The sequence below is a fragment of the Mycobacterium gordonae genome (assembly GCF_001417955.2).
GTDB classification, from domain to species: domain Bacteria; phylum Actinomycetota; class Actinomycetes; order Mycobacteriales; family Mycobacteriaceae; genus Mycobacterium; species Mycobacterium gordonae_B.
This window is the reverse complement of the sequence record NZ_LKTM01000315.1, coordinates 18,915-34,792: the sequence shown is the minus strand read 5'-3', so window position 1 is coordinate 34,792 and position 15,878 is coordinate 18,915. Positions and strand designations below refer to the sequence as shown.

At 65.5% G+C, this 15,878-nt stretch carries 6 protein-coding genes; 2 read left to right on the top strand and 4 right to left on the bottom strand.

The features are described from left to right. Positions 1–59 precede the first annotated feature (59 nt). From AO501_RS21690 to AO501_RS21675, 4 genes are all read right to left on the bottom strand, one after another. Complete coding sequence (locus AO501_RS21690; RefSeq protein WP_055579678.1) at positions 60–500, bottom strand: carboxymuconolactone decarboxylase family protein; 441 nt, start codon at positions 498–500, stop codon at positions 60–62. Then, a complete protein-coding gene (locus AO501_RS21685; RefSeq protein ID WP_055579677.1) occupies positions 497–1,489 on the bottom strand; it encodes an MBL fold metallo-hydrolase in 993 nt (330 codons plus the stop codon). Before AO501_RS21685 ends, AO501_RS21690 begins: the two co-directional genes overlap by 4 nt. A 96-nt stretch (positions 1,490–1,585) precedes the next feature. Beyond that, positions 1,586–2,437, bottom strand: coding sequence for a glycine betaine ABC transporter substrate-binding protein (locus tag AO501_RS21680; RefSeq protein ID WP_055579676.1), 852 nt, complete (start codon positions 2,435–2,437; stop codon positions 1,586–1,588). Then, positions 2,434–3,615 carry an NAD(P)-dependent malic enzyme gene (locus tag AO501_RS21675; RefSeq protein ID WP_055579675.1) on the bottom strand — a complete coding sequence of 394 codons (1,182 nt, stop codon included), beginning with the start codon at positions 3,613–3,615 and terminating at the stop codon, positions 2,434–2,436. Before AO501_RS21675 ends, AO501_RS21680 begins: the two co-directional genes overlap by 4 nt. 469 nt (positions 3,616–4,084) lie before the next feature. Between AO501_RS21675 and AO501_RS21670 the strand changes: the two genes are divergently transcribed. Both AO501_RS21670 and AO501_RS21665 read left to right on the top strand, forming a co-directional pair. Beyond that, a complete protein-coding gene (locus AO501_RS21670) occupies positions 4,085–15,034 on the top strand; it encodes a type I polyketide synthase (RefSeq protein ID WP_055579674.1) in 10,950 nt (3,649 codons plus the stop codon). Next, positions 15,035–15,877 (top strand): class I SAM-dependent methyltransferase, encoded by an 843-nt coding sequence (locus tag AO501_RS21665; RefSeq protein WP_055579673.1) that lies wholly within the window; start codon positions 15,035–15,037, stop codon positions 15,875–15,877. Position 15,878 lies beyond the last annotated feature (1 nt).

Below are 15,878 nucleotides of genomic sequence, written 5' to 3'. Positions count from 1 at the left end.
CCGACAGGTCGCATTGCCTGATTCGAATAAGACCTCCGGTGGCGGGCTGTGCATGAGGTCTACGTCGCTGTGCTGACCGGCATCAGGTCGCGGTGGGCGAAGACGTTCCTGGCGACACTGATCGCGTTGAGCGCCTTAGGCATTCCGCAGTAGACCGCTGCATGACGGATGGCGTCGACGAGCTCGGTGGGCGTCAAACCGACATTGAGGGCGATGTTGAGGTGCATCTCCAGCTGCGGTTCACATCCACCCAGCGCGGTCAGGATCCCGATCGTGACCAGTTGCCGCTGCGGCGGGGCCAAGCATGTCGTTGAATACACGTCGCCACAGCCGTGCGCGACGACATCCTCCGCCAGTGCGGGTGCGATGTCGGCCAGCCCGTCATAGAAGGCCTGGCCCGCTCCCGCGATCCCGCTGATCTTCTCCAGGACCTCCGCGCCTCGCTCGAATCGAGCGCGCCGGACCTGCTCGGTCAGCACTGTGCCGATGTCGTTGTTCATGAGTACCTCCGCATGAGTTCGGTGATCTGCGTGGCGATCGACGCGAACGTTTCGGGCAGGGTTTGGTAGGGGACCTCCGCGTCCCGTTCGTGGTAGATCGCGGCGATGATGGTCGGAAGCGTGGGGACGACGTCGGGGTAGTCGTTCACATCGATATGAGCTGCGGCTTCGTCGACAGGTATGCCGCGGTCGAAGAGCGCATAGGCCTCTTCGTGCAGGTACGACCAGAACTCTCTGTTTCGGTCCAGGGCAGCGTTGATGCCATCGCCGCTGAGCACCGGCCCGTGGCCGGCGACGATGACCTTTGCATCGAACGCGCGAATCCTGTCGAGTGCGGTGATCCAGTTGGCGATCGAACCCGACCAGACGATCTTGACGATGTTGTGCGTCAACAGGTCGCCGGCGAAAAGCACTCCGTGCTCGGGGACGAACGCGATCGCGTCGCCGACCGTGTGGGCGGGTCCCAATTCGTGCAGCTCGACATCGAGCTCGCCCACCCGGAGGGAGCGTTCGCCGGAGAATGTCGCATCTGCCGGTCGGACCACTATCGGGTGGAAGTCAAACGGCTGGGACAGTCCCATCGCCGCCAACGGATGCAGCGGTGAGTCAGGGTGCTGGCTGTCGTCGAACAACGAGGCGGTCAGGTCTGCCTGATCTTGGGTCATCAACGCGCTTGCCGCCTCGGTCGCCACGATCTCGGCATCGTCGGGAAACAGCTGGTTGCCGAAAATGTGGTCGCCATCGCTGTGCGTGTTGAACACGTATCTCACCGGTGCGGACGCGGTGACCGGGGTGATCGAGTCGACCATCTCCTGGGCATGCGTGAGGTCGTAGAGCGTGTCGATGACCAGGGTCTCGTCCTTGCTGGTGACCAGGCCTGCGTTGGACAAACCGAAGGCGTCGCTGCCCGACTGAAACGTGTAGAGCCCGCCGCCGAGATCGAGTAGTCCCTTCTGGAAGGGATAACGAGATTCATTCAGTCCGGTCATGGCGGCAACTCCCGGTCGGCGACCTGTGATATTTCACAAAGCTAGTACTGATGTTTCAGTAATGCAATAGTGCCGTTCCAGAGCCGCGGCTCGTGCTCAGCGCCCCAGTGGGTGCTCCCCCAGCCACCCGTCGGCCACCACCTGCGGGTCGGCGCCCGCGGCCACCCGGCGGCGCATGTCGGCCAGCGCAGCGGTGTCCAAGACGCCGGCAATCTCGTTGACCGCCAACAACTGTCGGGTGGACAGCGCGTTGCGCCGATACAGCGGCACCACGTTCTCGGCCTGGATCAGCGAGTTCTTGCTGCCGTCGGCCAACGCGATCAGGTCCGGCGGAATGCCGGGATCGGCGCTACCGGCCCAGGCGACGGTCAGCTCGCCGGACCGTAACGCCGCGAACAGCGTTGTGTCGTCCGGGAATTCGCGTGGCTCGGGCAACCGGCACGAACCCACCGACGACGGGACCGGATGCCCGGTCACCACACCAACCACCAACCCCGCACAGTGCCCCGGTAACTGACTCAGATCGTTGCCGCCCCACGCCGCGGCGGTCGCCGGCGTGACGATCAGCGTCGGTTTGTCCTCGGCCGCCGTGGCGTAATCCCCGGCGGCCACGCCTTCGGGCAGGGCCGCGTTCATGGCCTGATAGACCTGCTTGTCGGACAACTCCGAGGCACCCGGCTGCAACTGACGCAGCACGCGACCCGTATAGCCCGGGACGACGGTGAACGCCCCGGCATCCAACTTGGCCATCGGGTCCGAGGCCGTCTCGACGTGCGACGGAAAACCGTACGATCGCAGCGCCGAAACATACAGCGCAGCAAGCAATTTCGAGTCGCCGTCCGACGTGGATCCGACGACCAGATCCGGGTGCCGTTCCCCGTGACCCGAGCAACCGGCAACGATCAGCACCAGGCCGAGCAGCAGCGCGGCCAGCCTGCTGATGCTCACACCCAGTCGGAGTCTTCTGCGGCCAGCGCCACGGCGGCGGCCACTGCTTCCCCGACGCGGCGGTCCAACGGGCTCGGCACGATCCGGTCGATGGCCAGGTCTTCGCTGGCCACTGAATAGATCGCCTCGGCCGCGGCCACCATCATCTTCTGGGTGATCCGGCGCGCCCCGACGTCAAGGGCGCCACGGAAGATCCCGGGGAACGCCAACACGTTGTTGATCTGATTCGGGAAGTCGCTGCGTCCGGTGGCGACGATCGCCGCGTACTTGGCGGCGATATCGGGATGGATTTCGGGGTCCGGATTGGACAGCGCGAACACGATCCCCTCGGGCGCCATGGTGGCGATCAACTCTTCGGGGACCAGCCCGCCGGACACCCCGAGGAAGACGTCGGCGCCGTCAAGCGCCTCGACCGATCCGCCGGTACGACCGCCCGGGTTGGTGCGGCGGGCCAGCTCGTGCTTGACGCTGTTCATGTCGTCACGTCCGCTGTGCACGATGCCCCGGGAGTCCAGCACCGTGATATCCGAAACGCCCATGGCCAGCAGCAGATTCGTGCACGCGACGCCGGCGGCCCCCGCGCCGGAGACCACCACCCGCAGCGCGGTCATGTCCCGGCCCAGCACCTTGGCGGCACCCATCAGCGCCGCCAGGGAAACCACCGCAGTGCCGTGCTGGTCGTCGTGCATCACCGGGCAGTCGAGTGCCTCGATCACGCGCCGTTCGATCTCGAAGCAGCGCGGCGCCGAGATGTCCTCGAGGTTGACGGCGCCGAACGTCGGACGCAGCCGCACCAGGGTCTCGACGATCTCGTCGGGATCCTTGGTGTCCAGCACGATCGGGATGGCGTTCAGGCCGCCGTACTCCTTGAACAGCGCGCACTTGCCTTCCATCACCGGCAGCGACGCGGCCGGGCCGATGTCACCGAGGCCGAGTACCGCGGTGCCGTCGCTGACCACCGCGACCAGCCGGCTGGCCCAGGTGTAGCGGCCGGCCAGGGTGCGGTCGGTGGCGATCGCGCGACTGACCTGCGCCACACCCGGTGTGTAGGCCAGCGATAACGCGCGCTGGGTGTTGAGCGGAGAGGTCAGGCTTACCGAAAGCTTGCCGCCTTCGTGTGCCGCGAAGATTTCGTCGTCCGTGATAACAACTTGGGAGCTCTCGAGGGTTTCCGACACGGCACTCAGACTACTCAGCCTGGCTATCAATCCAGAATCGCTATCCGAGGTGACGGCCGGGGGCCCCATTTCAACGGGTGGTGTCAACCGGCCCGGAGGGATGAGGACAAGCGCACTGAGGAGGAAGATCCAACGAAGTACTGCCAGCCGCCAGCTGTTTGCATCAACTCCGTGACCGCCCAGTGCCGACGCGTGTACATTGCCAGCACGAGCTAATGCCGTCGTCCCCCGAAGAGCCCGCAGCGCGGACTCGATACCGCTTTACCGGGGGTTTGATGGCTGATTCACGCGGGAGCGTCAGGATGGCGGCGTTGCACAGCGAACCGTTGCTGGCACGAACCCCTTCGCGCGCTCTTTTGCCGCACCAGCCGACACCGCTCGGTCGTTTCGCGGTGTCAACCGCATCGCGGCACCCGGCGAATTTTCGCTGACGTCAACAGACGCTGACCTCGACAGAGAGGACACCCTCGTGACAACGGACGTGGATCAGGGGGGAGCCGGGTTCGCGATCGTCGGCTACGCGGCGCGTTTTCCCGGCGCAGCCGATGCCGAGGGCTTCTGGGAGGTATTGCGGCAGGGACGCGATGCCATTTCGGAGATTCCCGGTGAACGATGGAATATGGACGACTACTACGACCCAGATCCGGACACTCCCGGGAAGATGGTGACCCGCAGGGCCGGGCTCATCGAGGATGTCGGAAGTTTTGACGCACCGTTCTTCGGAGTGTCGACGCGCGAGGCCGTGTTCATGGATCCGCAGCACCGCCTGTTGCTGGAGACGGCGTGGCAAGCGGTCGAGCATTCCAATACCGCCCCGTCGTCGTTGGCGAGCACCAAAACCGGCGTCTTCATCGGCATCTCCACGACCGACTACCTGACGCTGTTGACCAACGCGATGACCGTGGAGGACATCGACGCCTATCTTGCGATCGGCAATGCATCCGCCGCCGCGGCGGGGCGCATCAGTTATCGACTCGGGTTGGTGGGACCCGCCGTCTCGGTCGACACCGCGTGCAGTTCGTCATTGGTGGCGGTGCACCAGGCGTGCCAGGCGTTGCGGCTGCGGGAGTGCGATCTCGCACTGACCGGTGGCGTAGGGCTGCTGATGAGCCCGACGACCATGATCAATTTCTCCCGGGCGCACATGCTGGCGCCCGACGGACGGTGCAAGACCTTCGACGCGGCCGCCGACGGCTACGTCCGGGGTGAAGGCTGCGGCGTCATCGTGGTGAAGCGACTCGACGACGCCATCCGCGACGGTGACCGGATCCGGGCGGTGATCCGGGGCAGCGCGGTCAACCAGGACGGCGCATCGGGTGGCCTGACGGTGCCCAATGGCATCGCCCAGCAGCGGGTGATCGCGGATGCGCTGCAAAACGCCGGTGTGGCGGCCTGCGACATCGACTACCTGGAGGCGCACGGGACCGGGACATCGCTGGGCGACCCGATCGAAATGCAAGCTGCCGGTGCGGCATTCGCCACCGGACGCGACGCCGGCAGGCCGCTGTTGGTCGGTTCGGTGAAAACGAACATCGGGCATCTGGAAGCCAGCGCCGGGATCGCCGGCCTGATCAAGGTCATCCTGTCGCTCGAGCACCAGCAACTGCCGAAACACCTGAACTTCCAAAATCCATCACCGCATATTCCCTGGGACCGCATTCCGGTGCGGGTCGTGGCGGAAACCACCCCGTGGGCCCCTAACGGCCGCCCCCGGATCGCGGGGATCAGTTCGTTCGGCTTCACCGGCACCAACGCCCACGTCGTCGTCGCGGAAGCCCCATCAGCGGTGGATCGGGAAGCCGACCCGCCCACGCGGCCGCACGACGAACGCCTCCGCGTTCTGCCGCTCTCGGCGCGTACGCCGACTGCGTTGGTAGCGCTGGCACACCGATACCGCGAGTGGTTGGCCGAACACCCAGACGCCGCCCTGGCCGACGTGTGCCTGACCGCGGGTGCGGGCCGCTCCCACTTCGGCCAGCGCGCCGCGTTGGTGGTGAATTCCACCGCCTCCGCCGCCGAGCTACTCGATGCGCTCGCCGACGATCGTCCGGCATCGGGACTGGTTCGCGGCGGATGCTCCGACCCGCCGAAGACCGCCTGGTTGTTCCCGGGCCAAGGGAGCCAGTACGTCGGTATGGCGCGGAACCTGTTCGACCTCGAGCCCGTGTTCGCCGAGACATTGACCCGGTGCGCCGACGCTGCCGCCGACATCCTCGAAAGACCGCTGCTGGAAGTAATTTTCGGCCCGGATACCGAAGACACGCTGCGACACACCTCCCACGCCCAGCCGGCCCTGTTCGCCGTGGAGATGGGCCTGGCTCGGCTCTGGCAGTCATGGGGCCTCGAACCCGATGTGGTGGTGGGCCACAGCGTGGGTCAATACACGGCGGCCTGCGTCGCCGGTGTGTTCACTCTCGAGGACGGGGCACAGTTGATGGCGGAACGCGGCCGGTTGTTCGGCAGTCTGCCACCGGGTGGCCGGATGGTCGCGGTGTTCGCCGCCGCGGACCGCGTCGAGAGCTTGATCGACCACTACCCGCGCCTTTCAGTGGCAGCCTACAACGGTGCCAATACCGTGCTTTCCGGTCCCGCGGAAGTTCTGGAGCGCGCAATAGCCGGCCTGCTGGACGAGGAAGTCAGGTGCGACTGGCTCGACACCAGCCATGCCTTTCATTCCGCGTTGCTCGATCCCGTGCTGGACGAGTTCGAGCAATACCTCGCCCGCTTCGAATTCGGTTCGCCGCAGAAGACATTGGTGTGTAACCGCACCGGCGCGGCAGTAGCCAGAAACACGGCGCTGGACGGTTCGTACTGGCGCCGCCACGCGCGACAGCCAGTCGAATTCGCCAAGAGTGTGCGAACGCTCGCCGACCTCGGATGCCGGCTGTTACTGGAGGTGGGCCCCCAACCGGTGCTCTCCGCCGCAGCCCTGCGGGCCTGGCCCGACCCGGCAAACGCACCCCGGGCGATCGCATCCATGCGCCGAAATGCGAACGACCACAACCAGATCACCGATGCACTCGCAGACATCTACATCGCCGGCCACCACCCCGACTTCGCCGCGTTCCAGCACGGCAGGGGCCGCAAGGTCGACCTACCCACCTATCCCTTCGAACGTCAGACGTATTGGTTCGAAGGACGCAAAGCCCGTCCGACCGATGCGGTACGCACCGAGACGGTCCGGCTACTCGAGGAGGAGCGGCTCGAAGATTTGGCCGCGCTGGTCGGCGATTCCCAGGACGCCGACGACACCAGCAAGACGGTAGGCATGCTGCAACGACTTGCGGCTCAACACAATCGCGAGCGCAGCGTGCAGTCCCTCGCGGACGCCCGCTACGAGATCTGTTGGGAGAAGTTAGCTTCCTCAGTTGCGGGCCCGGCCCCCACGCCCAGTCGGGACTCCGGCGGGATTACCTGGCTCCTGCTCACCGATGACGCCGACACTGTCGGGCCACTTCTCGACGTACTCGCAGCGCACGGCCACCGGCACCGGATCCTCGCGTTGCCCCAATCAGACTCCGAGGAAGAGCTCCTGCAAGCGGAACTCCGTGCTGCTGCGGCCGAGCAACCCACGTTGCGCATCCTCCACCTCGCAGGCCTCGACCCGGGCGGTGCCGCGTCGACACGGTCGCTGGATCGGCTGCAGCACCGAATCCTCAGCGGCACACAACGGTTCATCCGCGCCGCCATCGCTTCTCAGCTGGACCTACGAATCTGGATGATCACCGTTGGTGCACAACACGTTACGGCCTCCGACACCGTGTCACCGACTCAGTCGTGCCTCTGGGGGCTGGGTCGCACCGCGGCGACTGAAGTAGCGAAAATCTGGGGTGGACTGGCGGATCTGCCTGCCGGTGTCGGCAACGAGTGGCCCGGGTTGATTGCGCACATCTTGCACGGCGCGGCCACCGAAGACCAGATCGCACTGCGTGATCACGCCACATACGTCGCTCGCGTCTCCCGCCGCACCGAGGAGCCGACGACTGTCGAACTCGGGCTCCGCACTGACGCAACGTATCTCGTGACAGGCGGACTTGGTGCGATCGGACTCGACATTGCCGAATACCTTGCCGCGCGGGGTGCCGGATACCTGGTGTTGACCGGCCGACGCAACCCAAGCGAGGCCGCGCAGCAACGCATCGACGCGATACGGGAAGGGTTCGGTTGCCAGATCCGAACCCTGGCAGCGGACGTTTCCAAACGGGATGACGTCACTGCGCTGCTGTCCACCGTGCGCACCGAATTGCCGCCACTGGCCGGTATCGTGCACGCGGCCGGCGAGTTCAACATGGGTCCGGTAGATACTTTGGACGACGCCATGCTGCACCAGGTGTTCACGGGAAAAGTCTGGGGTAGTTGGTATTTGAGCCAAGCTGCCCTCGACCTGCAGCTGGATTTCTTCCTCAGCACCTCGTCCATCAGTGCGCTGTGGCCCAGCAGGGGCTGGATCTACTACGCCTGCGCGAATGCGTTCCTCGACGGGTTGGCCTGGTGGCAGCGTCAGCACGGAATCCCCGGCACCACCGTCGCTCTCGGCCTCTGGCCGGCGGGTATGGCCGACAACAGGACCCGAGACACCTGGGCGGCGCTCGGAGTGGCGCCGCTTTCACCAGCCCCGACGTTGGAAGGCATGGCGAAACTCATCGCCTCACCCGCACCGTACGGAATCCTGGCCAAGATCGATTGGCCCCGGTTCCTGCCGTATCAGCTGATGCTGCGCAAGCGGAACTTCCACGCGCGCATTGCGCCTGAGGTGCCGGAGAACCCGGTGGGGCGGATCTCCGTCGCGACGACCCCGTTGATCGACCAGATCAAAGCGGCTCCCGTCCAGCAGCGCCGGGCGCTGGTGCTGGACTACATGCGCGACGCCGTCGCCGAGGTGACAAAGATCGACCGCACTCAAATTCGGGATGACGTCGGGTTTTTCGATCTCGGCATTGACTCGCTGATGGCCGTCAACCTGCATCGCCGATTCGAGCAGGGGTTGGGCAGAGAACTGCCGGTGACCCTCGCGATGGATTATCCGCGGCTGAATGACGCCGCCGAGTACCTGCTTCGAGACGTCCTCGGTCTCGGTACGCCGGCATCCGTCGCAGCCGAGCCTGTCCCGGCACCAATCGTGCGCACCGACGAGCCGATTGCGATCGTCGGGGTAGCCTGCCGCTTTCCGGGTGCGCCTGATCCCGACGCGTTCTGGGAAGTGCTGTCAAACGGTGTGGATGCGATCCGCGAGATCCCGGATGATCGCTTCGACATCGACGAGTACTACGACCCGGATCCAGACACACCGGGCAAGATCTACACCCGCTATGGCGGATTCCTCGACTCGGTCGACGGATTCGATCCGGAATTCTTCGGCATCTCCCCGCGCGAGACAGTCTGGATAGATCCGCAGCAGCGGTTGATGCTGGAGATTGCCTGGGAGGGTCTGGAGAGTGCCGGATATTCGCCCGCGGCGTTGCGCGGCAGCCGAAGCGGCGTGTTCGTCGGCGTGTGCAGCAACGAATATTCGCATGTGTTGGCCGCCAGTACCTTCGAGAGCATCGAAGCTCAATTCGGCACCGGCAACTCGATCAGCGTTATCGCGGGCCGGGTTGCGTTCGCGCTCGGGCTGGAGGGGCCGGCGATGGCGGTGGATACCGCGTGCAGCTCGTCGTTGGTCGCCATCCATCAGGCTTGTCACGCATTGCACGCCGGCGATTGCGATTTAGCACTGGCCGGTGGAGTGAACGTGTTGTTGAGTCCGGCATCGCTCATCGCCACCTCGCGCGCCAAAATGCTTTCCCCCGACGGGCGTTGCAAGACCTTCGACGCTGCTGCGGACGGCTACGTGCGCAGTGAGGGATGCGGGGTCCTGGTTCTCAAGAGGCTGAGCGACGCGGAGCGAGACGGTGATCGGATCCGCGCAGTCATCCGAGGTAGCGCGGTCAATCAGGACGGGGCTTCCAGCGGTCTCACGGTGCCTAACGGCGGTGCACAACAGCGTCTTATCGCCACCACGCTGGCCCGGGCCGGTCTCGCCGGTCGTGACGTCGACTACCTGGAAGCGCACGGCACGGGCACCTCGCTGGGAGACCCGATCGAGGTCCAGGCCGCAGCGGCCGTCTACGGAGCCGGCCGCGAAGCCAATGACCCGCTACTGATCGGATCGGTGAAGACCAACGTCGGCCACCTGGAGTCCGCGGCAGGAGTCGCCGGCGTGATCAAGGTCGTGTTGTCGTTACAGCACGAAATGTTGCCGCAGAACCTCCACTTCAGGACACCATCGCCGCACATCCCGTGGAACTCATTGCCGGTCCGGGTGCTTGGCAAGGCAGTCCCGTGGCAGGGCCTCACGAAGAACGGGGCCAGGCCGCGCCGTGCCGGGGTAAGTTCTTTCGGGTTCTCCGGCACCAACGCCCACGTGCTGATCGAGGAGGCACCGCCGCCTGCCGAGCTCGCTGCGGCAAAACCGGCGACCAGTGACGAAACGGTTAGCGTGCTGGCGCTGTCGGCACGTTCTGCGCCGGCATTGGCGGGGTTGGCGCAGCGTTATGGGACCTGGCTTCACGCGCATCCGCAGGTCGACATCGCCGACGTGTGTTTCACCGCCGGGGTGGGACGCTCGCATTTCGAGCATCGGGCAGCGCTGGTGGTGGATTCGGTCCAGCAAGCTCATGACCTGTTGACGGGGTTGGCCGAGAATCGGCTGGGACCCGGTGCGGTGCGTGGCGAGTGCGGTGACCCACCCAAGACGGCGTGGTTTTTCACCGGGCAGGGCAGCCAGTATCCGGGGATGGCGCGCGAATTATTCGACAGCGAACCGGTGTTCGCCGACACCGTGACCCGGTGTGCACAGGCGGTCGAGGGCATCACGGCGCGTCCGCTGCTGGAGGTGCTGTTCAACACCGACGACGATGCCGAAAATGCGCTGCGCCACACCTCTTTCGCACAGCCGGCGCTGTTCGCCATCGAGATGGGTCTGGCCCGGCTCTGGCAGTCGTGGGGTATCGAGCCCGACGTGGTGCTCGGCCACAGCGTGGGACAGTATGCGGCGGCATGCGTGGCCGGGGTGTTCAGCCTCGAGGACGGGGCACGGCTGATCGCCCAACGGGGGCGGGTGTTCGGCAACCTGCCCGACGGCGGCCGGATGGTGGCAATGTTCGCCGACCCCAAGCAGGTGGAAGACATCGCCGACAAATTCCCGCGGGTGTCGGTGGCCGCCTACAACGGCTCCAACACGGTGCTGTCGGGTCCGGGCGAGGATCTGGAACAGATAGTCGCCACCCGCAGCAACGACGGCATTCGGTGTAACTGGCTGGAGACCAGTCACGCTTTCCACTCCGAGCTGATGGAACCGGCGTTGGCCGAATTCGAAACATGTTCGGCGCAAATGGAGTTCGGGGTGCCGACGCTTCCGCTCATCTGCAATCGCACGGGTGCGGTGCTCACGGCGGACAACCCGCTGGATGCCCAGTACTGGCGGAAGCATTCGCGTCAGCCGGTGCGGTTCGCCGAAAGCGTGCGCACAGCATCGGAACTGGGCTGCTCGGTGTTGATGGAGCTTGGTCCGCAGCCGATTCTGACCGGGGCTGCCATGCAGATCTGGCCGGAATCGTCAGTGGCTCCGCGCGCCATCGTTTCACTGCGCAAGGGCACTGACGCCCGGCGCCAGATCACCGAAGCGCTGGCGGCAGCGTATGCGGCCGGATGCCGGCCGGACTTCGCTGCTCTGCATCATCAGCGACGAAGCCGGGTCGAGCTGCCTACCTATCCGTTCCAGCGCCGCCGGTTCTGGCCCAAGACTTCCGGTATCCGCGCCGACGGCGCCGCCAGTTCCGGCATTCTGGGCAGCGGAAAAGATCTCGCATCTGGCGATGTCGTCTACACAAGCTTGCTGTCGCTCAAATCACAGCCATGGCTGTCGGATCACGTCATCTACGGCAACGTTGTCGTTCCGGGTGCGACGTATGCGGCGATGGCGTTGGCTGCCGCCGGTACGCCGGCGCAGGTACGCGAAGTCTTCTTCTACGAACCGGTCATTCTGGGCGAGAAGACATCCCGCGAGGTGCAGCTGACTCTGCATCCGGTTGATGAGGGCGGTTGGACCTTCCGGGTGGATAGCCGCCCCTACGGTGATCGCGACGCCGAATGGTCGTTGAACGCAGATGGCAAGGTGGCGGCAGGACTTCACGATGACGCTGCCGAGGCGCAGAAGCAGGAGACGGCGCCGACGGCGGAACGGGAGGAGTCCATCGACGCCCTGTGCGAGCGATTGGCCCGCACCCGCCCACAGCAACTGTTCGAGGCCCTCGCGGACATGGAACTGGCGTTGGGGCCCACCTGGTCCACTTCCCTGAAATCGCTGTGGGTCGGCGAGGGAGAGTCGGTGGGCGACATCGCAGTCGGCGCCGAACTCGCCGAGCAACTCGCCAGCGAGCCCGTCCATCCGGTGCTGCTGGACCTGTGCACAGGTGTCTCGTCCCCAGCTTCTCCAATGATCCGGGCAGCGGCCGAACTCGGGCAGACCGGCACGGATCTCTTCTTGCCGCTGCAATACGGGCTGGTGGAATTGCAAGAGCGGATGCCGCGGCGTTTTTATTGCCGCGCAAGGTGGCAACCCGGCGATCCCGACGCCGAGACTCAGGCCTTCGATCTCGACTTCGTGGACCGGGATGGCCGCCGGCTGGGCGGAATCCGCGATTTCAAGGTGAAGCGGGCGCCCCGGGCGGCGTTGTTGCGCGGGCTAGGCGGGGATGCCACCCGGAACCTGTACAGCGTCAGCTGGCGCGAGGTCGCGGCCTCTGCAGGTGCTGGTGGGGGTGCCGGTGGCACTTTCCCGACCTGGCTGATCGCAGGCTTCGACAGGCTGGCAGCAGACGTGCCAGGCTGTCTCCGGTCAAGTCGCACAACGGATGTGGAATCGTGGACGCAGTTCTTGGCGCAGGCCCAGGAGCGCGGTGTGCCGGTGTCCGGCATCGTTTGGGGCGCCACCGCGCGCCCCGGCGCAGAAGAGTCGAGCTCCGAATTCAACGCGCGACTCGAGAGCGAGATCGACCAGCTGCTCAACATCGTGCACGCCCTGCTGACACCTGAAGCGGCGAGACTTCCCGGCGGTCTGTGGATCGTCACACAACGGGCGGTAGCGACCGAATCCGGCGAGCCGGTCGATCCCGTGCAGGCGGCGCTGTGGGGGCTCGGGCGCAGCATCGTCGCCGAGCAGCCGCAACTGCGTTGCCGACTGGTCGACCACGACGGCTCCGATGACGCTGTGCGCGCGCTGGCCGGCCTCCTCGGTACGCAGCCTGATGAATCCGAAATCGCGCTGCGACAAGGAAAGTTACTGGTGCCGCGGCTGCTGCCATGGGCGCGCGGTGCCCACCTGGCGGTGCCCCGCGCGACTGACTATGCCCTGGAACCCACCCAACGGGGCGCGATCGACAACCTGCGTCTCGCCGAGACGGAAGTCGCCGCACCGCTCGCGGGTCATGTACAGGTGAGGGTCGAGGCCGCCGGTCTGAACTTCCGCGACGTGCTCAATGTGCTCGGCCTCTACCCGGGCTATGCCGGGCCGGTCGGCGGCGATATCTGCGGCGTCGTGACCGCAGTAGGTCCTGGCGTCACCGAATTCGAGGTCGGGCAGCGGGTCTTCGGGGCCACGGCGGGATCGATGGCCAGTCGGGCAAACGTGCCTGTTCGGTTCCTCGCGGCGGTCCCGGACGGTACCGACGCGACGGCCGCGGCGAGCACACCGACTGCCATGCTGACCGCGTTCCTGGCATTCGACTGGGCGAAGCTGGGACCCGGCGACCGGGTGCTTATTCACGCCGCCAGCGGTGGTGTCGGCCTGGCGGCGATCCAGGTGGCGCGCCAACGCGGTGCAACCATCTTCGCAACCGCCAGCGAGCACAAGCGTGCGACGCTGCGCAAGATCGGCGTGGAGCACGTCTACGACTCGCGCAGCACGGATTTCGCAGACCAGATCCTCGCGGACACCGACGGAGCAGGCGTCGATGTCGTCCTCAACAGCCTGACCAACGAGGGATTCATCGAAGCGACGCTGCGAGCGACTGCCCAGGGCGCCCGGTTCGTCGAGATCGCCAAACGGGACATCTGGACTGCCGAGCAGATGGCGGCGGCCCGCCCGGACCTCGACTACGAGATCGTGGCGCTGGACATGCTCATGATGACGGACCCCCAGCGAATCCGAGGCCTGATGTCGGTGCTGGCTGACGGGTTGGCCAGTGGGGAACTGGCCCCGCCGGCTCTCGAGATCTACCCGCTGGCCGATGCGAAGACCGCATTCCGCCGTATGCAGCAGGCGCGCCACATCGGCAAGATTGTGCTGCAGATGCCCAAACCGCTTCAGGGGCGCGGCGACCGGAGCTATCTGATCACCGGCGGCCTGGGTGCGCTCGGTATGCACACGGCAGCCCATCTCGCCCAACTCGGGGCCGGTGACATCGTGTTGACCAGCCGGCGGACGCCCGACGCGGACGCGCAACGGGAAATCGACACCATCACCGAGCGTTACCGATGCCGAATTCACACGTTTGCGGCCGACGTCGGCGACGAGTCCCAGCTCGCGTCGCTACTGGAGCGGATCCGGGCCGAGTTGCCACCGCTCGCCGGTGTGGCGCACCTCGCGGGTGTGCTCGATGACGCTCTGCTGCCCCAGCAGAGCCTGGAGCGGTTCCGAAGTACGATGCGGCCAAAGGCGTTGGGTGCTTGGCTTTTACATCGGTTGACCAGAAACGACGATCTCGACTTCTTCGTCATGTACTCGTCGGGCGCCAGCGTGCTGGGAGCGGCGGGCCAGGCCAACTATGCGACCGCCAACGCACTGCTTGACGGACTTGTTGCGTATCGCAGGGCGCAAGGTCTGCCCGCGAGCAGCATCAACTTCGGCCCGTGGGCGCACGGCGGTATGGCGAGCTCGGATGCCGCACGCGCCAATCTCGGTGCCCGGGGCCTCATTCCCCTTGCGCCCGACGCCGCGTTGAACGCGGTCAGCGAAATAGTCGCGCATGGAATCGCGCAGGTGGTCGTGGTCAAGGCCAACTGGCAACGCGTCGCGAAGCTGCTCAGCGCCCACCGCCCACCCGTTCTCGAATATGTGTTACCCAGCGAGGTTTCGGCGACGCCCGTCGACAGTGCACTGCTGAGACAACTGCAGGAGGTGCCGACGCCGCAGCTGGCCGGCTTCCTCACCGAGCATCTGCAGACCGAATTGCAACACTTCCTCGGACTCGCCCAACCGCCGGCCGCGTCCAGCCGATTCCTGGAACTCGGGATGGATTCACTGATGGCTGTGGAACTCCGCAACCGGTTGCTCGGCCAGTTCGGTGGCGCATTCACGATCACCGCCACCGCGGTGTTCGACTACCCGACGATCACTTCGTTCGCCGAGCACTTGGCCGAGCAGATAGCGACGACGTAGGTGGACGATTCCAATGAAGCCGTCTCCGAACCCATTTCGGCACACCTGGCCGACGACCTCATGTCGACGAGCCCCAGCGGATGGCATAAGTTCTACGATCAACTCAGCCGGCGCTTCGCGGCAGTCGGGTTGGCCAAGGTATCGCACTTCTTGAACTACGGATACGCGGCGACGGATTCTCGCAATGACTCCACCGCCGTCATCCGCGAAGGTACCTTCAACGCCAATTCGGTCCGCCTGGTGTTCGAGCTGATCGGATCGCTCGACCTGAACGACTGCACCATCGTCGACATCGGATGCGGTCGCGGCGGTACGGCAGCACTTGTCGCGGAGACCTTCTCCGCGCACGTGACTGGCATTGACAGGTCCTCCGAGGCGATCGCCTTCTGCCGGTCGACGCATCTCCATCCCTCGCTGCGCTTCGAAGTGGGCGACGCCTTGAATATCCCGCTGGACAACGGATCCTGCGATGTCGTCATGAATGTGGAATCATCGCATTCCTACAGTAATCTCGCGAAGTTCCTGGGTGAAGTACGCCGGATCAGCCGTCCCGGAGCCTGGTTCCTGCACACCGACCTACTGGGCTCGTACGAGTGGGACCAGGTGAGAACGCGTTTGCAGGCGCTGGACTTCACTATCGAGAACGAGCGGGATATCACCGCCAACGTGATCGCCTCGCGCAACCAAGCCGTCGGTGACTGGGAACGGATCTACGGGGATGCGGGTCCCCGGGTGGCCAACTTTCTCGCCCTGCCCGGATCTGTGGTCTACGAGCAACTGCGAGCGGGCATCTTGGAGTACAAGATAATGAGATCCCGGCGGCGGCCGCTGGGTGCGGAGTAGG

What these genes read in the sequence shown, in the direction of transcription:
- AO501_RS21685 (WP_055579677.1), bottom strand. Translation starts at nt 1,489, where the DNA reads ATGACCGGACTGAATGAATCTCGTTATCCCTTCCAGAAGGGACTACTC.
- AO501_RS21690 (WP_055579678.1), bottom strand. Translation starts at nt 500, where the DNA reads ATGAACAACGACATCGGCACAGTGCTGACCGAGCAGGTCCGGCGCGCT.